Genomic DNA, 20,498 nt, shown 5'->3' with positions numbered 1-20,498 from the left:
CTCGATGAGCGGCGTTCTTTGTGGCTGGATGAAAAAGCCCTTATTGCCGCAAATCAAACCGATCCAGATCCATCACCTTCGCCCACGCAGCAACGAAGTCGTTGACGAACTTTTCCTTCGCATCGGAGCTGGCATACACCTCGGCCAGCGCCCGCAGTACGGCGTTGGAACCGAACACCAGATCGACCCGGGTCGCCGTCCATTTCACGCTGCCGGTTTTACGGTCGCGGCCTTCGAACTCGGTTTTCGACGTCGGTTTCCATTCCACGCCCATGTCCAGCAGGTTGCGGAAGAAGTCGTTGGTCAGTGAACCGGGTTTGTCGGTGAACACGCCGTGTTTCGTTTTACCGACGTTGGTGTCCAGCACGCGCAGGCCGCCGATCAGTACGGTCATTTCCGGGGCGGAAAGGGTCAGCAGTTGTGCCTTGTCGATCAGCAACGCTTCGGCCGGCACGCGGTACGTGTTGGCGGCGTAGTTGCGGAAGCCGTCGGTATGCGGCTCGAGGAAGCCGAATGACTCGACATCGGTTTGCTCCTGAGTTGCATCGGTGCGCCCCGGATTGAACGGCACGGTCACGGTATGCCCGGCGTTTTGCGCCGCTTGCTCGACACCGGCGTTACCGGCCAGCACGATCAGGTCCGCCAGCGAGACTTGCTTGCCTGTCGCCCCGGCGTTGAACTCGTTCTGAATGCCTTCAAGAACTTTCAGCACCTTGTCCAGTTGCTCAGGCTGGTTGGCCTGCCAGAATTTCTGCGGTGCCAGACGCAGACGCCCGCCATTGGCGCCGCCGCGTTTGTCCGAGCCCCGGAAGGTCGATGCGGCCGCCCAGGCGGTGGAAACCAGTTCCGAAACGGACAGCCCCGACGCCAGTATTTTGCCTTTCAGCGCCCTGATATCGCTGTCGTCCACCAGTGGATGCGTGGCCTCGGGAATCGGGTCTTGCCAAAGCAATTCTTCCTGGGGCAATTCCGGGCCGAGATAACGCGAGAGCGGGCCCATGTCGCGGTGAATCAGTTTGTACCAGGCCCGGGCGAAGGCATCGGCCAGTTGATCGGGATTGGCCAGGAAGCGCCGCGAAATCTTCTCGTAGGCCGGGTCGAAACGCAGGGCCAGGTCGGAGGTGAGCATGGTCGGGTCGATGCGTTTGTTCGGGTCGTGGGCGTGGGGGATGGTGCCGGCGCCGGCGCCGTTTTTCGGTTTCCACTGATGGGCACCAGCCGGGCTTTTGGTCAGTTCCCACTCGAAGCCGAACAGGTTTTCCAGGTAATTGTTGCTCCACTTGGTCGGGGTGGTGGTCCAGGTCACTTCCAGGCCGCTGGTGATGGTATCGGCGCCTTTGCCGGTGCCGAAGCTGTTCTTCCAGCCCAGGCCCTGTTCTTCGAGGCCGGCGGCTTCCGGTTCCGGGCCGACGTTATCGGCGGGGCCGGCGCCGTGGGTCTTGCCGAAGGCGTGACCACCGGCGATCAGGGCGACGGTTTCCTCGTCGTTCATGGCCATGCGGCCGAAGGTTTCGCGGATGTCCTTGGCCGAGGCCACCGGGTCGGGATTGCCTTCGGGGCCCTCCGGGTTCACGTAGATCAGGCCCATCTGCACGGCGGCGAGCGGGTTTTCCAGGTTGCGTTCGCCTTGGTTGGTGCGGCTTTCCTCATTGCCGTGTTCGGCGGGTTCCGCGACCAGTGTGCCTTCGCCCGGCGGCTGCATGGATTCCGGATCCTTGCCGTAGCGGTTGTCGCCGCCCAGCCACTTGTTTTCCGAGCCCCAGTACACGTCTTCATCGGGTTCCCAGACGTCCGCGCGGCCACCGGAGAAACCGAAGGTCTTGAAGCCCATGGATTCCAGCGCGACGTTGCCGGTGAGCACGATCAGGTCGGCCCAGGAAATGTTGCGGCCATATTTCTGCTTGATCGGCCACAGCAGCCGTCGGGCCTTGTCGAGGCTGACGTTGTCTGGCCAGCTGTTGAGCGGGGCGAAGCGTTGCTGGCCGGAGCCGGCGCCACCACGGCCGTCAGCGGTGCGATAGGTGCCGGCGCTGTGCCAGGCCATGCGGATGAAGAGCGGGCCGTAGTGGCCGAAGTCCGCTGGCCACCACTCCTGGGAGTCGGTCATCAGCGCCGTCAGATCGCGTTTGAGGGCCTGGAAATCCAGGCTCTTGAAAGCCTTGGCGTAGTCGAAGTCCTTGCCCATCGGATCGGATGCGGGCGAGTGCTGACTCAGGATTTTCAGGTTCAGTTGATTCGGCCACCAATCGCGGTTCGTCGTGCCACCGCCGGCGGCGTGATTGAACGGGCATTTCGATTCATTTGCCATGTTCGGGATCCTTATCAGGTCTTCTGCGGCCGGCTCGTGCCGACTTCGGACTAGTAAGGCTAGACCCGACTTGGCAAGTCAGCTAATAGGCCGACTATTGGTGCCTGATAGGCGCAGTCTCTTATGCGAAGTGCGGGGAACCTGCAGGGGCAGGGCGCTGAAATGCCCGTGCTTGAGCGCTGGTTTGCATGTGTCTGGGCGAAACGGGATGGTCATTGGAAATGTTATTGTATAACATAAAAATGATTTCATCTGATCGATGCCGGTAATACACCCCTGTGTAGCGCTGGCATCGATCCTCACTTTTCTGCCTGACGGATTCCTGAAATGCCTTCCCGCTTCCACACCTTCCAACCCCGCCTGACGCTCATGGCCTCGGCGCTGCTGATCGCTTCGCCCGCATTCGCCGCCGACCCGCTGGAACTGCAACCGCAAGTCATCACCGGCAATCCGCTGGGCAGTCAGACCCTGGCCTCGCCCTCGACCGTGTTGAGCGGTGACAGCCTGACGCTGCAACAAAAGGGCAGCCTCGGCGAAACCCTGAACAAGCAGCCGGGCGTGTCGTCGTCCTACTTCGGCCCGGGTGCCAGTCGGCCGATCATTCGCGGGCAGGACGGCGATCGCATTCGCATCCTGCGCAACGGCGTCGGCGCGCTGGACGCCTCGTCGCTGTCCTACGATCACGCGGTGCCGCTGGATCCGGTCAACGTCGAACGCATCGAAATCGTCCGTGGCCCCGCAGCCTTGCTGTATGGCGGCAGCGCCATCGGCGGGGTGGTCAACACCTTCGACAACCGCATCCCGACCGAAGCCATCGACGGCATTCACGGTGCAGGCGAGTTGCGCTACGGCGGCGCCGACACCACCCGCAGCAGCGCCGGCAAGCTTGAAGCCGGTAACGGCCAGTTCGCCTTGCACCTGGACGCCAGCGCCCGCGAGTTCAATGACCTGAAAATCCCCGGCTACGCCAAGACCGGCCGTGAACGGGCGAACGACGATGGCGATTCGAAGAAACATCGGCTGGCCAACAGCGACGGTCGTCAGGACGGCGGTGCGGTGGGCGGTTCCTACACCTGGGATGACGGTTACGCGGGGCTGTCGTACAGCAATTACGACTCCAACTACGGCTCGCCGGCCGAGGACGATGTGCGCATCCGCATGGAGCAGGAGCACTACGCGTTCGCCTCGGAAATCCGCAACCTCGACGGCCCGTTCAGCTCGGTGAAACTCGACGCCGGCTACACCGATTACCAGCACCGCGAAATCGAGGGCGGCGAAGTCGGCACCACGTTCAAGAACAAGGGCTACGAGGCGCGGGTCGAGGCCCGGCATCAGCCGCTCGGGCCGTTCAACGGGGTGATTGGCGCGCAAGTCAGTCGCAACGAGTTCTCGGCGCTGGGCGAAGAAGCGTTCGTGCCGCACACCGATACCGACGCCGGTGCACTGTTCATTCTCGAAGAGCTGCAAGCCACGGATCGTCTGCTGTTCACCCTCGGCGGACGCCTTGAACACACCACGGTCGACCCGGATGGCAAAGGCAACGAGCGTTTCGCCAATGCCGATCGCTCCAGCAGTTTCACCGCCGGCAGCCTGTCATCCGGCGCGGTGTACACGCTGACGCCGATCTGGTCGGTCGCTGCCACCCTGGGCTACACCGAACGCGCGCCGACGTTCTATGAGCTTTACGCCAACGGCGCCCACGTCGCCACCGGCACTTATGAAGTCGGGGATGCGGGGCTGTCGAAAGAAAAAGCCGTCTCCAGCGACCTGGCCCTGCGTTTCGACAACGGTACGCACAAGGGCAGCGTTGGCGTGTTCTATAGCCATTTCTCCAACTACATCGGCCTGCTCGGAACCGGGCGCACGCTCAACGACGAAGGCGAGGAAGACGCCGACGGCATTCCTGAATACACCTACTCCGGCGTGCGGGCGCGCTTCAGCGGTATCGAAGCGCAGGATCGCTGGACCCTCGGCGAAAACGCCTACGGCAAGTTTGCTCTGGAACTGTCGGGCGATTACACCCGCGCCAAGAACCTCGACAACGGCCAGGACCTGCCGCGCATCGCACCGCTGCGGTTGAACACCGGTCTGTTGTGGGAGCTGGATCGCTGGCAGGCGCGGATCGATGTGGAACACGCCAGTTCCCAGCACCGGGTGCCGGACAACGAAAGCAGCACCGACGGCTACACCACGCTGGGGGCGAATGTGGGTTATCACTTTGATGTTGGCCAGAGCAAATGGCTGGCCTTCGTCAATGCCGAGAACCTGACCAACCAGACCGTGCGTTATGCCAGCTCGATCCTGCGCGATATTGCGCCGGCAGAAGGGCGCAGCATTCAGGTAGGGCTGCGCACCACGTTCTGATCGGTCACATCGGACAGGCGCCAGCGTCGTTGCGACGCTGGCGTCGACCTCAACTCGATTGAGCGGTGTCTTCTTCCGGGATCTCGTCCAGCAGATCCTGTTGCCCTGGCAGTTCGGTGATCACGCTGAAATCACTGACCTCCACGGCGCCCAGGCCATACCCCAACAAATGGAACGAGAACGCCTTGCGCGGTTGCGGGTTGTCGAAGCTGAAATCCATCTCCAGCGGCTGATCCGCCGTGGCGACCATCTCGGTCGGCAGGCCCAGTTGCACGTCCTGTTCGAATTCCTTGGCCTTGAGCTGAATGTACGCTGCCTGCTGCGGATCGACCGAACGTACGGTCAGGTGTACGCGGGTGTGGGAGCCTTTAGGCATCTCCAGATATTGCGCGCCGATCAGGTTGTCGGCCCAGTCGTCCTTGATCTGCGCTTGCAGCGGAATGACGTTGGCGCTGCCGAACTGATAACGCTGGTTCAGCGGGGTGCGCAGCAGCGACAGATCCAGGGCCGAGGCGCGGGCGGCGATGTCCCGGGCATTCTGGCTGCTGGCGTTGCCTTTGAATGTGGCGCTTTCGGCGATGAATCCATTGCTTGCGTAATTGCGGCAGCGGCGCGGCATGTCGCATTCGGTCAGCAGGCCGCGACCGTCGTGGTAACGCAGCTTGCCGTTGGTGAACGACATGATTTCGCGGCCCGAATCGTAATCGCGAAACAGCGAACGACCGCTGAGAGCGGAGGGCACCGGAAAGTCGAAGTAATCCAGAATCGACGCGCTCAGATCGACGTGACCATAGACCCCGGCGTTCAGGCGCGGCAGTTGCGCCTGTTCCGGCGCGAGGGTCAGGTTGAAGCCCCAGGACGACGCGAGGCGTACGCCGTCGATGCCGTGGGATTCGTCCGAGGTGATCACCACCAGCGTGTCTTTCAGTACGCCCTGGCGTTCGAGGCCGCTGAGAAACTGTTCCAGTGCATCGTCCAGGTAACCGACGGCGGCCTGCTTCGGCGTGTCGTAGCGTTGCAGGTATTCCTCCGGCGCGGAGTAGGGCTGGTGGGTGCCGACGGTCAGCAGCGTCAGCATCCACGGCTGTTTCTGCTTCTTCAGTTCGCCGACGTATTTCAGTGCGCCTTCGAAAAACGCCTTGTCATCTTTGCCCCACGGGAATTCCAGGTAGTTGGCGTTGGTGAACCACTCCAGGCCATGGGTCGCATCGAACCCGATGTGCGGCATGATCTTGTCTTTGGCCATGAACCGCAGCCCTGCGCCTTGCAGGTAGTGCGTGGCAAAACCGTGCTGACGCAACTGGGCCGGCAGACAAGCCTGATTGCGTTCGTGCTGGGTCAGCATTTCCACGCCTTTGGGCGTGCCGTTGTCGAGTTTGTCGTAATCGCCGCAGAGCATGGCGTACAGACCGCGAATGGTCTGGTGGGTGTGCAGCACGTAATCCGGGGTGTTCATGCCGCGCTCGGCCCAGCGGCTGAGGTTGGGCATCAGGTCTTCCTGATAATGGCTGCCGATGGCCTGGCGATTGGCGCCGATGTAAGCGCCGGGAATGCCTTCGAGGGCGACGATCAGCACATTGCGCGCCTGGCCCTTGGCCGCCAGCAACGGGTGACCGTTCAGATCGACATCGGTGAGCCCGGCCATCGGTGGAGGCGCGACTTGAGTGTTGCCGTCCAGCCATTCTTCAGCCTGCATCTGCACGTCGGCAACCTGCGCGGCCAGCAGTTGGTGCGGCAGGTTGTACAGACGCCACGGATCGGCATCGCTCGGGTTCAGGTGCTGCGCGCCCCAGTACGCGGAGAACAGCAGCACCGGGGTCGCCCAGGCTGCTTGGGGCAGAGCGCGAACCGGTGTCGCACGTCGAGTCCAATGACTGAGCAGCCACAGGGCCAGGGCCACAAGCAGCGCAACCGCCACGCCGGGATGGGCGAAGCCGCCGCCGGTGGAGTTTTCCACGAACTGCGGGTCGATCAGATAATGCAGGTCCGCCACGGTCGGCAGGCGGCCGACCGCGCTGACCAGTTCCGCGGTCGCCACCGCCAGCAATCCCCAGAACAGCAGCACCGGCAGCGCCAGCCACCAGGGGCGGCGGTGCAACACCACCACCAGCAGACTGCCGATGGCCAGATCCGACAGGTAACCAAACAGGCTCGACCAGCCGAGTGCCGCCCGCAGGCACACCGGCACGATCAGTACCAGAAAAACCAGAGAGAGAAGGCGGGCATCCAGGCACCGCAGCCGTTGAAAAAGAGCGCTCACAAAAAAAGACCTTCCAGCCATTAAACCGTCATAAAAGTGTGGGCGATGATACCAAGCGTCGGCAGTCTGATCGCCTTTTTAAACGGCTGGATGATCCGGTCCCGAAGATCGCTGTGATCCATCCGCAAGGGGCGGGACCTTGATCGGCGTACGTCCTGGCGGTTTTCCGACCTGAGCGAGGCGCCGGTTTTATTGTTTCAGGCTGTTTAAGCGGCCTTTGATCCGTTGGTGCTGCATTTGCGAACCAGTGCGATTTACAATGCGCGACCTCTGATGGAGATCAAGCTCCGTGGATGTCCTCACGCAACTCTTTGCGCAGCTCAGCCGCTGGGTGATCGATCCGGTCACCGAACGGTTCCTTGGCCTGTTCGATTTGAACGGCCGCCTCGGTGTGGTGTTTCTGCTCACGTCCTACGGCGTGGCATACGGCCTTTATCGCCACCGAAAATCCCGGCACCTGACGCAAGCCCGATCCTTCTGGCAATTTGTCGGCGGCGGTCGTGTTCACGGGCATCGTTCGGCCTGGCTGGATTACCGTTATTACTTCATCAAGGCGATTCTTCGGGTGACGCTGGTGTTGCCCGTGGTCGGCCTGGTCGACCCGCATATTCTGCGTTCGGGCGACTACGCACAGTTTTTCACTCAGCTGTGGGGCGCGCGCGAGCAAGTGCCGGATCACCCGATGATCGCGCTGTTCTACGGACTGGGCGTGTTCCTGCTCAGGGATTTTCTGCATTACTGGATTCACCGTGCCTTTCATTCCCGCTATCTGTGGGAGTTCCACAAGGTTCACCATTCGGCGCCGGTGCTGGTGCCGGCCACGGCCAGCCGGATTCACATCGTCGAATCGATCATTGAGCGAATCGTCATCACCGCCGGCCTCGGCGCGTTTGCCGGGGCGGTCTGGTACGCCTGCGGCGGCGAGGTCAGCCGCTACACGCTGTTCGGCGTGACCTGGCTGGTGCTGATCATCAACAGCCTAGGCTCCAATCTGCGCCACAGCCATGTCTGGCTGTCGTTCGGGCCGGCAGTCGAGCATGTGCTCAGCAGCCCGGCCCAGCACCAGATTCACCACAGCGACGCACCGCGCCATTTCAACAAGAATTTCGCGATCAATCTGTCACTCTGGGACTGGCTGTTCGGCACACTTTACGTCACCACTTCAAAGCCCGAAGCCTTGCGCTTCGGCACGGGCGAGCAGGACCGCACGCGTTATCTGACGCTGTACAGCCTGATCGTCACGCCGTTCGTGGACACCGCGAAGCGCCTGTCGTTGAACGCCGACGGTCTTAGAACCCGGTTCAATCAGCGTACGCCTTGAACTTCGGTATCAGCCTGTTCATCAGTTTTTCGAAGCTGGTTTTCCAGTGATATCAATATGCGATAACGGTATTTAAATTTCGTTTTTTATAGCGATAAAGTCCGGCCTCACAGATTTCTCTATAAATCGTTGCGAGGTTGTCATGGCCCTACCGTTCAAACGTTCTGCACTGACGCTGCTGGCGGCCTCGCTGGCCGGCGCGTTGCTCGGCAACACTGCACAAGCCGAAGGCAAGATCAGCATTGCCCAGCAATTCGGTATCGGTTATCTGATTCTGGATGTTGTGCGCGATCAGCAGTTGATCGAGAAACACGGCAAGGCCCTGGGCCTGGACATCAAGGTCGACTGGAACAGCATTTCCGGCGCCACCGCCATGAATGAAGCGCTGCTCACCGGATCGCTGGACGTGGTCTCGGCGGGCGTGCCGCCGATGCTCACCGTGTGGGATCGCACCAAAGGCAAACAGAACGTCAAGGCCATCGCTTCGCTGGGCTCGATGCCCAACTACCTGCTGACCAACAACCCGAACGTCAAAACCCTCAAGGACTTCAGCGACAAGGATCGCATCGCCGTGCCGGCGGCGGGTGTGGGCTTCCAGTCGCGCACGCTGCAAATCGAAACGGCCAAGGAATTCGGCAATGACCAATACAAGAAATTCGACGATATTTCCGTCAGCCTGCCGCACCCGGATGCGACGGCTGCACTGATCGCTGGCGGCTCGGAAATCAACGCGCATTTCTCCAGCCCGCCGTTCCAGTATCAGGCACTGCAGAATCCCAACGTGCATAAAGTGCTGAGCTCCTACGACGTGCTCGGCGGCCAGGCCACGTTCAACGTGCTCTACACCACGGAAAAATTCCACGACGAAAACCCGAAAACCTACAAGGCGTTCTACGACGCGCTGGCCGAGGCCGCGAAAATCATCAAGGCCGACAAGCCTGCGGCGGCTCAGGCCTACATTCGGGTTGAACAGTCAAAGCTGCCGCTGGCGCTGGTCGAGAAAATCGTCACCGATCCGGAAATCGATTTCACCGTGGTGCCGCAGCGCACCTTTATCTATGCAGAGAAATTGCAGGAGCTGGGCGTGCTGAAAAACAAGGCGGACAGCTGGAAGGATTATTTCTTTGAAGAGGCGCATGGTGGGGCGGGGAGTTGAACGGCCGTCATTTCTGAACAACCCGCACGTCCGCCGACCGGGTAAGCGACAAACCCACGTCTATAGTGAGAGGGCTGTGTGAAACCGGTGGCGCACCTCAAGGCTGCGGGGAGAGGCGCCGAGTGAACAATCTGCTGTTATTCATTCAGGAGAACGCCATGAGTCAGATCGAAAAAGTCCTCTACACCGCGAAAACCCACACCACCGGCGGACGTGACGGCGCCTCGCGCAGTTCCGATGGGATCCTCGACGTAAAACTGTCGTCGCCCGGCTCCAGTGGCGGCGGGACCAATCCGGAGCAATTGTTTGCCGCAGGCTGGTCGGCATGTTTCATCGGCGCGATGAAAGCGGTGGCGGGGCAGCAGAAAATCAGCCTGCCAGCGGACCTGGCGGTGGATGCCGAAGTGGACCTGGGTACCAACTCGGGAGGGTATCTCCTGCAGGCGCGACTGAATGTAAGCCTGCCGGGTATGGAGCGCGGTGCGGCGCAGCAGTTGGTGGATGCGGCGCATCAGGTGTGCCCGTACTCCAAGGCCACGCGCAACAATATCGAGGTCGAATTGAAACTGGTCTGACATCCGGATGCAAAAGGGGCGGCATGATCATCGATCATGCCGCCCCTTTTGTTTTTTGAGGCCGTAAATCTGTCAGTCAGCGATCAATGCATCTTGCTGTGATCGTGGCCTTCCATGGTCAGCGCCTTGACCGGCGCTTTCACTTCCACGGTTTCCTTTTCGCCCTTGGCGTTTTCGATAGTCAGGGTCAGCGGGACGCTGTCGCCTTCCTTCAGTTGAGCGGTCAGGCCCATCAGCATCACGTGGTAGCCATTCGGATCGAAGTTGACGGCTTTGCCCGCCGGCAGGTCGACCGATTTCACCGGGCCCATGCTCATCACGTCGTTTTTCATGGTCATCTCATGAATCTGCACGTCCTTGGCCGCCGGCGAGGCAACGCTGAGCAGCTTGCTGTCGCTGTCGGCGGTGACGGTCATGAACGCGCCGCTGGCCGACTGGTTCGGCACGGTCGCACGCACCCAGGCGTCGTCGACCCTGGTCTGCGCCGATACCTGGAAAGCCAGGCCCAGCAGGGACAGGCCCAGTGCGGCACGTTTGATGTGGTTCAGAAAAGGGTTCATCAGCAGACCTCCATGACGGTAAGCAAATCTTCCGTGCACTCTTGTGCAGAAAGCGATTGAGACAGGCCCACACGCAACGTGCCCCGGGTGTCGTAGACATAGCTGGTGGCGGTGTGGGAAAGGGTATAGGTGTCGCCGGCCGGGACTTTTTCGTAGAAAACGTCGAATTCCTTGGCGGTGGCCTTGGTTTCTTCGAGGGTGCCGTACAGCGCGACGAAGCTCGGGTCGAAGGTCTTGACGTAGGCGTCGAGGATTTCCGGGGTGTCGCGTTCCGGGTCGAGGGTGATGAACACCACTTGCAGGATGTCGCCGTCCTTGCCCATCAGCTTCTTGATTTTCGCGGCGCGGGCCAGCGTCGTCGGGCAGATCGCCGGGCACTGGGTGAAGCCGAAGAAGATCATCGGCATCAGGCCGCGAAAGCTCGACAGCGTCACGGTGTTGCCTTCGGTGTCCTTGAGCTTGAAGGTGCGTCCGAGGATCTTGTCGCTCAGATCCTTGCCGTACTTGTACGACAGTTCGCCGCGGGTGTCGCAGCCGGCGAGCAGGCCGAGACCGAGTACGCCCATTCCCGCAAGCACCTTGCGGCGAGTCAACAAAGCCGTCATTTCATACCGCCCTTTGGAGCCCGCCGGTCGGCAGGACAGGCGGGCGGGTTAACCGTAAAAGCGGCGCATGATACCAAAATGATCCGGCAGGTCGGTTTTTGATCACCTGTCAATGTCGGAACAGGCGACAAAAGGTGTAAGAAAAAATGACTCAAGGCGATGGTGGAAGCGGCTCGACCGGGCTCCAGCCACCACCCAGCGCGGTGTACAGGTTCACTTGCGCAACCAGTTGCGCCAACCGGTCGGTAATCAGCCCTTGCTGGGAACTGAACAGCGAACGCTGGGCATCGAGGAACGTCAGGCTGCTGTCGACGCCGCTTCGATAGCGGTGCTGCGCCATGTCGTAGTAGTCCTGGGTCGCCTGCACCAGATCGCGTTGGGCCTGGAGTTGCTGTTCGTAGGTCTGGCGCGCCGCGAGGCCGTCGGACACTTCCTGGAATGCCGTCTGAATGGTCTTTTCGTACTCGGCGACGCTGATGTCTTTTTGCAGCTTCGCGTAGTCCAGGCTGGCGCGCAGACTGCCGGCGTTGAAGATCGGCAGGTTGATCTGCGGCTGGAACGTCCAGGCCCCGGAGCCGCCCTTGAACAGCCCGGACAGGTCGCGGCTGGACGTCCCGGCATTGGCGGTCAGGCTGACACTCGGGAAAAACGCCGCCCGCGCCGCGCCGATGTTGGCATTGGCAGCGCGCAGCTTGTATTCGGCCTGGAGAATGTCCGGCCGACGTTGCAGCAGATCGGACGGCAACCCGGCCGGCACGGATGCCACCAGGTCACTGTCCAGCGGACGCGCCGGAAGGTGCTCGGGCACCGGCGCGCCTACCAGCAGCGTCAGGCTGTTCAAGTCCTGGGCGACTTGACGCTGATAGCGGGCCAGGCTTGCGCGGGTGCTGTCGACGCTGGTCTGCGCCTGAATCTGGTCCAGCGCCGAGGATTTGCCGGCCTCGCGGTTGCGGGTGGTCAGGTGCAGGCTTCGTTCGTCGGCGGCCAGCGTTTCCCGGGCCAGCACCAGCAACTCCTGATCGGCGCGCCAGGTCAGGTAAGCGTTGGCGACATTGGCCACCAGACTCAATTGCGCACTGCGCCGGGCCTCTTCGGTGGACAGCCAGGTCAGCAGCGCCTGCTCGCTGAGGCTGCGCACCCGGCCGAAGAAGTCCAGTTCATAGGCGCTGATGCCCAGATTCACCGAGTAGGTCGAGGTGATCGCCGCTTGGGTTCGGGTCACGCTGGACGGCACCCGCTGACGCAGTTGGTTGGCATTGGCCGAGACCGCCGGCAGCAGATCGGCGCGCTGGATGCGGTACTGCGCCTGAAACGCCTCGACATTCAGCGCGGCCACCCGCAGATCACGGTTGTTGACCAGCGCGCTTTCAATCAATTGCTGCAACGCCGGGTCATTGAACAGCGCGCGCCAGTCTTCCACCCGGGGCGTGACCGGGGATTGCGCGGCATACGCCGGACCTTGCGGATACTGCGCAGCGCTCGGCGATGCCGGTCGCTGGTAATCGGGAATCAGTGAGCAACCGCCCAGCAGCAGCGCAGCGGACAGCAGGGAAATCGGCAATCTGAACATCAAACAGCCTCGTTCACGAATGAGAGCGGACGCCGGGCGCCCGGAATGAGAAAAATGCCGGATCAGGCCCCGGCCATCCATTTCGCCAGACCGTGTCGCCCGCTGACCCCGAGCTTGGCGGCCGCACGTTTGAGGTAGGTCTCTATCGAGCTGTTCTTGACCCGCAACTTTTCCGCCATCTGCGGCACGGTGCCGCCGGTCAGCAGGCCCAGACAGACCTCTTTCTCACGCACCGACAAGGTGATGTCACCCAACGCCAGGCGTTCGTCGAACACCTGTTGCAACGGCGTCTGGGGTTGATCGGCTTGTGGCGCGCGGGGTTGGCGGGCGATGGCTTGTCGACTGATGTGCGCGTGGCGCTCGATCAAGGGCAACAGGGTGTCGGACAGGCGCTTGAGAAACGACAGCTCTGGCAGGGAAAACACCCGATGCGTGTGGGGACGGTAGAACGAAATGACGCAACGGCGGTTGGACGTGCGGGACACCAGATTGCATTGGTGGACGCTGTGGTGCGGGTGTCGATGCTGGAGCGAGGCTTTCAATTGAATCAATAGCGAGTCGTTCATCTCGATCATCTGTTGCAGCAGCGGGTGGTCGTCCGGGTGCTGCGACGGGGCTGGGGGCGGGAAGGTGTCCGGCAAACCGGCGCTGCCCAATGCCCTGATCTCGACCACACTGGACTCCCGTTCGTCCAGGGTCCACTCACTGAGATCGACGCGATTGACCGGAACGAGGTTGTCGACCAGCTGGAACATGTTGGTGGCAAAACGCTCGTTGCCGGTGCTGGCGATCAGTTCTCCCAGTTGCCAGTAAAAGTGCGGATTTTCCATGTTGCGAAGACTGCCGGTCAGGTTCATATCCTTGTCATCCTTGATTTAGAGCCATTGCCGAATCGTCTGCCGTGCATGCACCCGTGAAACGCCCACCCAGTTGTTTCTCCTGAAAATCGATCTGGAACGGGATTTAAGCCTATGCATTTGTCCTACGTCTGTAGGGGAAAACAGGGACACAAAGTGCCACCATTTCCGAAAAAATGGCGTCACGTTTCTGTCAGATCAATGTGTACGGACTCGTAGTCTATGACTGTACGATCTAGTACGAACCCCGGATTCCGGGGCTCGGACCGCGGTGCCCCGCCATTGCGGGGCACTAACGGGTAGTCGAGTGTGGCGATTGTCCTACAGGATTTTCAGTCATTTCTTTCCGAACTTTTAGGGGATTAGCTGACTTCTCAGGCCCTGTTGGTTCGCACAACTGTACAAAGTGGGGAGTGCTGTCCGGGTTTTACGTGTCACGCGGATTTCGGGGCCGATGCTTGAATACGCGCCAAATCACGTGAGATGGATCTTATGAACCAATTTGCTGCCGATGCGGCGGACGGTCTGTCCGCGATTTCCGAGGCCTTTCCGCTGACTGCCGCCCAGCGCGACATCTGGCTTGATCAACTGCGTCAGGGGAACTCGCCGATGTACAACATCGGTGGCTATGTCGAACTGACCGGGCCGCTGGATCCGGCGCTGATGCAGGCGGCGCTTGAAGGGCTCGTGGCCCGGCATGACGCGATGCGCACCAGCCTGCTGCCGGGGGCCGGCGAGGATGGGCTGCCGTTGCAACGTTTTGCCCGGTCCATGCCGGTGCCGATGCCGGTACACGATTTACGCAGCCATCCCGATCCATACGCCGCAGCGCGCCAACTGACGCAGGAAAATATCGAGCAACTGTTTACGCTGGATGGCGGGCCGTTGTTCCGGTTTCGTCTGCTCTGGCTCGATGACGACCGTCATTGGCTGTCACTCCAGGCCCACCACCTGATCGTCGATGGCTGGGGTTTCGGCGAGATGCTCAAATCCCTCGACGAGATCTACAACGCGCTGGCGCTCGGGCAATTGCCGCCCGATTCGGCGCCGTCCTATGTCGATTTCATCCGTGACGATGCGCGGTATTTTCAGTCCGACCGTTACGCCCGTGACCGGGCGTATTGGCTGGACAAATACCAACATCGGCCCGAGCCTCTGTTGCTGCCGCGTTATCAAGAGCGCTTTGCCAGTGCTGCGGCACCGACCCGGATTTTCTCGCAAGTGTTTCCGGCTCGCTTGCACGAACGCATGAAACAGGTGGCCCGGGAGTACGGCGCATCGGCGTTTCATGTGCTGCTGGCAGCGATCCATGTGTATTTCAGCCGCAGCGCCCAGCGTGACGAATGGGTGGTGGGCGTGCCGCTGCTCAACCGCTCCGGCGCCCGGTTCAAATCGACCCTGGGGCTGTTCACCCAGGTCAGCGCGGTGCGCATGGGGTTTGGCCGCGAGTTGTCATTCAAGACGCTGGTCAAGGCGATTCACGACGAGTTGAAAAAAGACTTTCGCCACCAGCGTTTTCCCTTGAGCGAAATGAACCGTGCCCTCGGCTTGCTGCGCGAGGATCGCTCGCAGCTGTTCGAGGTGACCGTGTCCTACGAGCGCGACGCGCATGAGTACCGCTACGGCGAGGCGCAGGGGCGGGTGGTCAAAGTGTCGAACCACGAAGAGGGCACGCCGTTGTCGGTGCACCTGCTGAGCAGCCGTGGTGACTACGAGGACAGTTTGTACATGGTGTACAACGAGGCCTACTTTGACGCCGATGAAATCGCGGTGCTGAGCGGGCGCTTGCTGTGGGTGCTGGAGCAGGGGCTTGAAGACCCGGCGCTGATGGTGGGTGATTTCAGCCTGAGCCTGCCGGCCGAATCGGCGCTCTTGCAGCAGTGGAACGACACACGCGCGCAATACCCTCAAAACCTGACCATCCACCAGCGCATCGAAGCGCAAGTGGCGACACGCCCGGATGCGGTAGCGGTCGAACTTCAGGGACAGCGGCTGACCTATGCCGAGCTGAACCGACAGGCCAACGCCCTGGCCCATCATTTGATCGGGCTTGGCGTACGACCCGACGCCCGCGTGGCGCTGGTCGCGCGCCGAGGGCTGGACACGCTGGTCGCGCTGCTGGCGATTCTCAAGTCCGGCGCCGGTTATGTGCCGGTCGATCCGGCTCATCCTGCGGAACGGCTGAGCTATTTATTGCGCGACAGTGCTCCGGCCGTGGTCCTGACCCAGCACGATCTGCGCGAACGTTTGCCGATGCTCGACGTGCCGGTGATCGAAATTGATTCGCGCGGCTGGCCGATCAACGATCTCAATCCCGACGTCTCGGGACTGGCCGCCGTGCACCTGGCCTACGTGATCTACACCTCCGGCTCCACCGGCCAGCCCAAGGGTGTGATGGTCGAGCATCACACGCTATCGAATCTGGTCGACTGGCATTGCACGGCCTTTGACCTGAGCGCCGGTTGCCACACGTCAAGCCTCGCCGGCTTCGGTTTCGACGCCATGGCCTGGGAGGTCTGGCCGGCGTTGTGTACCGGGGCGACTTTGCACCTGGCGCCGTCTCGTGACGGCGGCGAAGACATCGACGCGCTGCTCGACTGGTGGCGTGCGCAACCGCTGGACGTGAGTTTCCTGCCGACCCCGATTGCCGAGTACGCTTTCAGTCGTCACCTCGAACACCCGACCTTGCGCACACTGCTGATCGGCGGCGATCGCCTGCGCCAGTTCAATCGCCAGCAGACGTTCGCGGTGATCAATAACTATGGCCCGACCGAAGCCACAGTCGTCGCTACCTCGGGCCGAATCGAACCGGGCCGGACGCTGCACATCGGCAAACCCGTGAGCAATGCCACGGCCTATCTGCTGGATGACCGACAACGCCCGGTGCCGATTGGCGTGGCCGGCGAGCTGTACGTCGGTGGCGCCGGGGTGGCGCGGGGTTACTTCAACCGGCCGCAGCTGACCGCCGAACGCTTTCTCGACGATCCTTTCAGCCGCCAGCCCAACGCGCGGATGTACCGCACCGGCGACCTCGCACGCTGGCGCCCGGACGGCACCCTCGAGTACCTGGGCCGCAACGACGATCAGGTGAAAATCCGTGGCGTGCGCATCGAGCCCGGTGAGATCGAAGCTGCGTTGAGCAGCCATGAATCGGTGCGCGATGCGGTGGTGCAGGTGCGCGACGGACATTTGCTGGCCTGGTTCACCGAACGCCAGCCGCTGGATATCACGCAGCTGCATGCTCACCTCAAGACCCGTCTGCCCAGCGCGATGCTGCCATCGGCCTACGTGCGCCTGACGGCGTTGCCGCTGACGGCCAACGGCAAACTGGATCGCCAGGCGTTGCCGGCGCCGGGGCCGGAGGCGTTGATCCGCCGCGAATATGAAGCCCCGCAAGGCGACGTCGAAATCCTCCTGGCGCAGATCTGGGCCGAGGTGCTGCAAGTCGAAAATGTCGGGCGTCACGATCACTTTTTCGAACTGGGCGGGCACTCGCTGCTGGCGGTCAACCTGATCGAACGCATGCGTCAGCTGGGGATGAGCAGCGATGTGCGCGTGCTGTTTGGCCAGCCGACGCTGGCGGCACTGGCCGCATCGGTGGGCACTGGTCGCGAGATCGAAGTGCCGGCCAACCGTATTGCGCCAGGTTGCACGCAGATCACCCCGGATCTGTTGCCGTTGGTGCAACTGGATCAGGCAACCCTCGACCGGATCATCGCCACGGTGCCGGGTGGGGCGGTCAACGTGCAGGACATTTATCCGCTGGCGCCGTTGCAGGAAGGCATCCTTTATCACCACATCACCGCCGCACAGGGTGATCCGTACCTGCTGCAATCGCAGCTGGCGTTCGACAGCGTCGAGCGGGTCGAGGCCTATGCGGCGGCGCTGCGTCAGGTCATGGCGCGCCACGATATTCTGCGCACTGCGGTGGTCTGGGAAGGTTTGACCACTCCGGTGCAGGTGGTCTGGCGCGAAGCCGAGTTGCCGGTACAGGAAGTCAATCTTGATCCGGTCGAGGGCGATGTCCTCGCGCAACTGCATGAGCGCTTCGATGCCCGTCGCTATCGCATCGACGTCAGTCAGGCGCCGCTGATCCGGCTGATGTATGCGCGCGACCCGGCCCAAGGGCGGATCGTGGCGATTCTGTTGTTCCATCACCTGGCGCTGGATCACATCGCGCTGGAAGTCCTGCGTCATGAAATGCGCGCCAATTTGCTTGGGCAGGGCGAACCGCTGCCGCCAGCGGTGCCGTATCGCAATTACGTGGCCCAGACCCGATTCGGTGTCAGCGAGCAGGAACACGAAGCGTTCTTCCGCGAGATGCTCGCCGACATCGACGAGCCGACCTTGCCGTTCGGCTTGCAGGATGTGCAGGGCGACGGTCGCGGTATCGACGAAGCCGTGCGAACGCTTGCGCCTGAACTGGATCGGCGCTTGCGTCTTCAGGCGCGGCAGGCCGGCGTCAGCGTGGCCAGCCTGATTCACCTGGCCTGGGCGCAGGTGCTGGCGGCGACCTCGGGGCAGGAACACGTGGTGTTTGGCAGCGTTTTTATGGGCCGGATGCAAGGCGGCGAGGGCGCGGATCGGGCGCTCGGGGTGTTCATCAACACCTTGCCATTGCGGGTGGACATGGACCGTGGCGCGCGCGATGCGGTGCTGCTCACCCACGCCCGACTGACCGACTTGCTCGGGCACGAACATGCGTCTCTGGCGCTGGCCCAGCGTTGCAGCGGCGTTGCGTCACCGGCGCCGCTGTTCAGTGCGTTGCTCAACTATCGGCACACCGAACTTGAGGCGCAGGAAGCGGCGTCGGACCAAGCCTGGCAAGGCATTCAGACCCTGGAGAACGAAGAACGCACCAACTACCCGCTGACCCTGAGCGTCGATGATTTGGGCAGCGCCTTACAGATCACCACGCGAACCCTGATGAGCATCGGTGCGCAGCGCATCGGCGACTACGTGCAAAGCGCGTTGCAGGCACTGGTCGATGCCCTTGAGCAAACCCCGCAACAGCCGCTGAATCGCTTGCCGATCCTGCCGGCGGCGGAGCTTGAGCAACTGCTGGTCGAGTTCAATGCCAGCGAAGTCGATTGTCCGCTCGATCAGCCGCTTCAGGTGTTGTTCGAGCAACAAGTACAGCGCAGACCCGACACCATCGCATTGCAGGCTGGCGAGCAGCAACTGACCTATCGACAGCTGAACGAACAGGCCAACCGTCTGGCGCATCATCTGCGCGAACAAGGCGTGCAACCGGATTCGCGGGTGGCGATCTGTGTCGAACGCAGCCTGGATCTGGTGATCGGCTTGCTCGGCATTCTCAAGGCCGGCGGTGCGTATGTGCCGCTGGATCCCGACTATCCGCTGGAACGCCTGCATTACATGCTGCAGGACAGCGCGCCGGTGGCGGTGCTGGTGCATGAGGCCACCCGCAATCTGTTGGACGATCCGGGTGTGCCGGCCATCGATTTCGACCGCTGCACCTGGCAGGACGCATCGACTGAAAACCTGCAAGTACCGGGTTTGAGCGCTTCAAACCTGGCCTACATGATCTACACCTCGGGCTCCACCGGCACGCCGAAGGGCGTGATGATCGAGCACCGAAGCGCCTGCAACATGGTGCACTGGGGCTCGCAGATCAGCCCGCCGACCGAGCACGGCGCGCTGTTGCAGAAAGCGCCATTCAGCTTCGACAGTTCGGTGTGGGAGATTTTCTGGCCGCTGTGTTCCGGCCTGCGGCTGGTGCTGGCGCGTCCCGACGGCAACCGCGATTCGGCCTATGTGACTCAGGTGATTCGTGAACGGCAGATCACCGTGGTCAAGTTCGTGCCGGCGCTGCTGCAACAGTTCATCGAACAGGACGATGTCAGCCAGTGCACCAGCCTGACCGACGTGCTCAACGGTGGCGGTGAACTGACCGCCGTACTGGCCCGGCGCGTCCGCGAGCGCCTGCCGTGGGTGCGTCTGCACAACGTCTACGGCCCGACCGAAACCACCGTCGACAGCACCGGCTGGACGCTGGAGCCGGGTCAACCGGTGCCGGAGGCCGTGGTGCCGATCGGCAAGGCTTTGAGTAACACTCGGCTCTACGTTTTGGACGCCCACGATCAACCGGTGCCATTCGGTGTCAGCGGCCACCTGCACATCGGCGGGGTCGGGGTCGCGCGGGGGTATCTGGGCTTGTCGCAGATGCAGGCCGAGCGCTTCATCGACAGCCCGTTCGTGGCTGGTGATCGCCTGTACCGCACCGGCGATCTGGTGCGCTACCGGGCGGACGGCAACCTCGAATTCCTCGGGCGCAATGACTTCCAGATCAAGCTGCGCGGCTTGCGTCTGGAACCGGGGGAAATCGAAGCACGGCTGATCAAGCATCCCGCCGTGCGTGAAGCGGTGGTGCTGGTCCGGGACGAACGGCTGGTGGCGTATTTCACCGTGCGCGAAGGCTTCGACGCGCCCCCCATCGAAACCTTGCGCGCCCATGTGCTCGAGCGTTTGCCGGAGTACATGGCGCCGGGCGCCTACGTAAAACTCGACGCATTACCCCTGACCCCGAACGACAAGGTCGACCGCAAAGCCTTGCCGTCACCGGGGGCGGAGGCGGTGCTCAGTCGCCGCTACGAGGCGCCCGAGGGCGAAGTCGAAATCCGGCTGGCGCAGATCTGGGCCGAAGTGCTGCAACTGGAGCAGGTCGGGCGTAACGACCACTTCTTCGAACTGGGCGGGCATTCGTTGCTGGCGGTCAGCCTGGTGGCGCGCATGCGTCAGGCCGGGCTACACGTCGATGCGCGAACGCTGTTCAGCCAGCCGACTCTGGCCGCGCTGGCGGCGCAAACCTCGGCGCAGGCAAAACAGGTGGAAGTCCCGCAAACCACCATTCCGACGCTCAACCGCAAACGCCGGCTCTGAGCCGACACCGGCGTCGATT

11 protein-coding genes are annotated in these 20,498 nt (G+C 62.1%); 5 read left to right on the top strand and 6 right to left on the bottom strand.

Going from position 1 to position 20,498, the window contains the following annotated elements:
* Positions 1-40: 40 nt before the first annotated feature.
* Positions 41-2,308, bottom strand: a complete 2,268-nt coding sequence (katG, locus tag BMZ46_RS08425; protein WP_074687866.1) for a catalase/peroxidase HPI — start codon at positions 2,306-2,308, stop codon at positions 41-43.
* Between the two features lie 327 nt (positions 2,309-2,635).
* Here katG and BMZ46_RS08420 point away from each other — a divergent pair, with 327 nt between their 5' ends.
* Positions 2,636-4,672, top strand: coding sequence for a TonB-dependent receptor (locus BMZ46_RS08420; RefSeq protein ID WP_074687867.1), 2,037 nt, complete (start codon positions 2,636-2,638; stop codon positions 4,670-4,672).
* A gap of 49 nt (positions 4,673-4,721) precedes the next feature.
* On the opposite strand, the gene BMZ46_RS08415 is transcribed toward BMZ46_RS08420, so the two are convergent.
* Complete coding sequence (locus BMZ46_RS08415) at positions 4,722-6,932, bottom strand: LTA synthase family protein (protein WP_074687868.1); 2,211 nt, start codon at positions 6,930-6,932, stop codon at positions 4,722-4,724.
* 289 nt (positions 6,933-7,221) lie between these two features.
* Between BMZ46_RS08415 and BMZ46_RS08410 the strand changes: the two genes are divergently transcribed.
* The 3 genes from BMZ46_RS08410 to BMZ46_RS08400 all read left to right on the top strand — a co-directional run bounded on the left by BMZ46_RS08410 (position 7,222) and on the right by BMZ46_RS08400 (position 9,984).
* Positions 7,222-8,253 carry a sterol desaturase family protein gene (locus BMZ46_RS08410; RefSeq protein WP_074687869.1) on the top strand — a complete coding sequence of 344 codons (1,032 nt, stop codon included), beginning with the start codon at positions 7,222-7,224 and terminating at the stop codon, positions 8,251-8,253.
* Positions 8,254-8,395: 142 nt separating this feature from the next.
* On the top strand, positions 8,396-9,409 hold the full coding sequence (locus BMZ46_RS08405; protein WP_074687870.1) for an ABC transporter substrate-binding protein: 1,014 nt from the start codon (positions 8,396-8,398) through the stop codon (positions 9,407-9,409).
* 158 nt (positions 9,410-9,567) lie between these two features.
* Positions 9,568-9,984, top strand: a complete 417-nt coding sequence (locus BMZ46_RS08400; protein ID WP_007956881.1) for an organic hydroperoxide resistance protein — start codon at positions 9,568-9,570, stop codon at positions 9,982-9,984.
* Between the two features lie 83 nt (positions 9,985-10,067).
* Here BMZ46_RS08400 and BMZ46_RS08395 read toward each other — a convergent pair whose 3' ends face one another.
* From BMZ46_RS08395 to BMZ46_RS08380, 4 genes are all read right to left on the bottom strand, one after another.
* Positions 10,068-10,544 carry a copper chaperone PCu(A)C gene (locus tag BMZ46_RS08395; RefSeq protein ID WP_074687871.1) on the bottom strand — a complete coding sequence of 159 codons (477 nt, stop codon included), beginning with the start codon at positions 10,542-10,544 and terminating at the stop codon, positions 10,068-10,070.
* Positions 10,544-11,149: an SCO family protein gene (locus BMZ46_RS08390; protein WP_039770777.1), complete on the bottom strand. Its 606-nt coding sequence runs from the start codon at positions 11,147-11,149 to the stop codon at positions 10,544-10,546. The genes BMZ46_RS08395 and BMZ46_RS08390 overlap by 1 nt, the downstream gene beginning before the upstream one ends.
* A gap of 151 nt (positions 11,150-11,300) precedes the next feature.
* A complete protein-coding gene (gene adeC / locus BMZ46_RS08385) occupies positions 11,301-12,719 on the bottom strand; it encodes an AdeC/AdeK/OprM family multidrug efflux complex outer membrane factor (RefSeq protein WP_074687872.1) in 1,419 nt (472 codons plus the stop codon).
* A gap of 62 nt (positions 12,720-12,781) precedes the next feature.
* On the bottom strand, positions 12,782-13,576 hold the full coding sequence (locus BMZ46_RS08380) for a helix-turn-helix transcriptional regulator (RefSeq protein WP_074687873.1): 795 nt from the start codon (positions 13,574-13,576) through the stop codon (positions 12,782-12,784).
* A 492-nt stretch (positions 13,577-14,068) separates the two neighbouring features.
* On the opposite strand from BMZ46_RS08380, the gene BMZ46_RS08375 reads away from it, so the two are divergent.
* Positions 14,069-20,479, top strand: a complete 6,411-nt coding sequence (locus BMZ46_RS08375) for a non-ribosomal peptide synthetase (protein WP_074687874.1) — start codon at positions 14,069-14,071, stop codon at positions 20,477-20,479.
* The last annotated feature ends 19 nt before the right edge of the window (positions 20,480-20,498 follow it).

The sequence above is a fragment of the Pseudomonas sp. NFIX49 genome, from assembly GCF_900115915.1.
Taxonomy (GTDB): domain Bacteria; phylum Pseudomonadota; class Gammaproteobacteria; order Pseudomonadales; family Pseudomonadaceae; genus Aquipseudomonas; species Aquipseudomonas pharyngis.
Note: the sequence above shows the minus strand (reverse complement) of the source record. Positions and strands in the feature narration are given on the sequence as shown.

Excerpts from the sequence above, each read along its gene's own strand:
- BMZ46_RS08405 (WP_074687870.1), top strand. The coding sequence starts at position 8,396 with ATGGCCCTACCGTTCAAACGTTCTGCACTGACGCTGCTGGCGGCCTCG.
- BMZ46_RS08400 (WP_007956881.1), top strand. The coding sequence starts at position 9,568 with ATGAGTCAGATCGAAAAAGTCCTCTACACCGCGAAAACCCACACCACC.
- katG (WP_074687866.1), bottom strand. The coding sequence starts at position 2,308 with ATGGCAAATGAATCGAAATGCCCGTTCAATCACGCCGCCGGCGGTGGC.
- BMZ46_RS08375 (WP_074687874.1), top strand. The coding sequence starts at position 14,069 with ATGAACCAATTTGCTGCCGATGCGGCGGACGGTCTGTCCGCGATTTCC.
- adeC (WP_074687872.1), bottom strand. The coding sequence starts at position 12,719 with ATGTTCAGATTGCCGATTTCCCTGCTGTCCGCTGCGCTGCTGCTGGGC.
- BMZ46_RS08420 (WP_074687867.1), top strand. The coding sequence starts at position 2,636 with ATGCCTTCCCGCTTCCACACCTTCCAACCCCGCCTGACGCTCATGGCC.
- BMZ46_RS08395 (WP_074687871.1), bottom strand. The coding sequence starts at position 10,544 with ATGAACCCTTTTCTGAACCACATCAAACGTGCCGCACTGGGCCTGTCC.
- BMZ46_RS08390 (WP_039770777.1), bottom strand. The coding sequence starts at position 11,149 with ATGACGGCTTTGTTGACTCGCCGCAAGGTGCTTGCGGGAATGGGCGTA.
- BMZ46_RS08380 (WP_074687873.1), bottom strand. The coding sequence starts at position 13,576 with ATGAACCTGACCGGCAGTCTTCGCAACATGGAAAATCCGCACTTTTAC.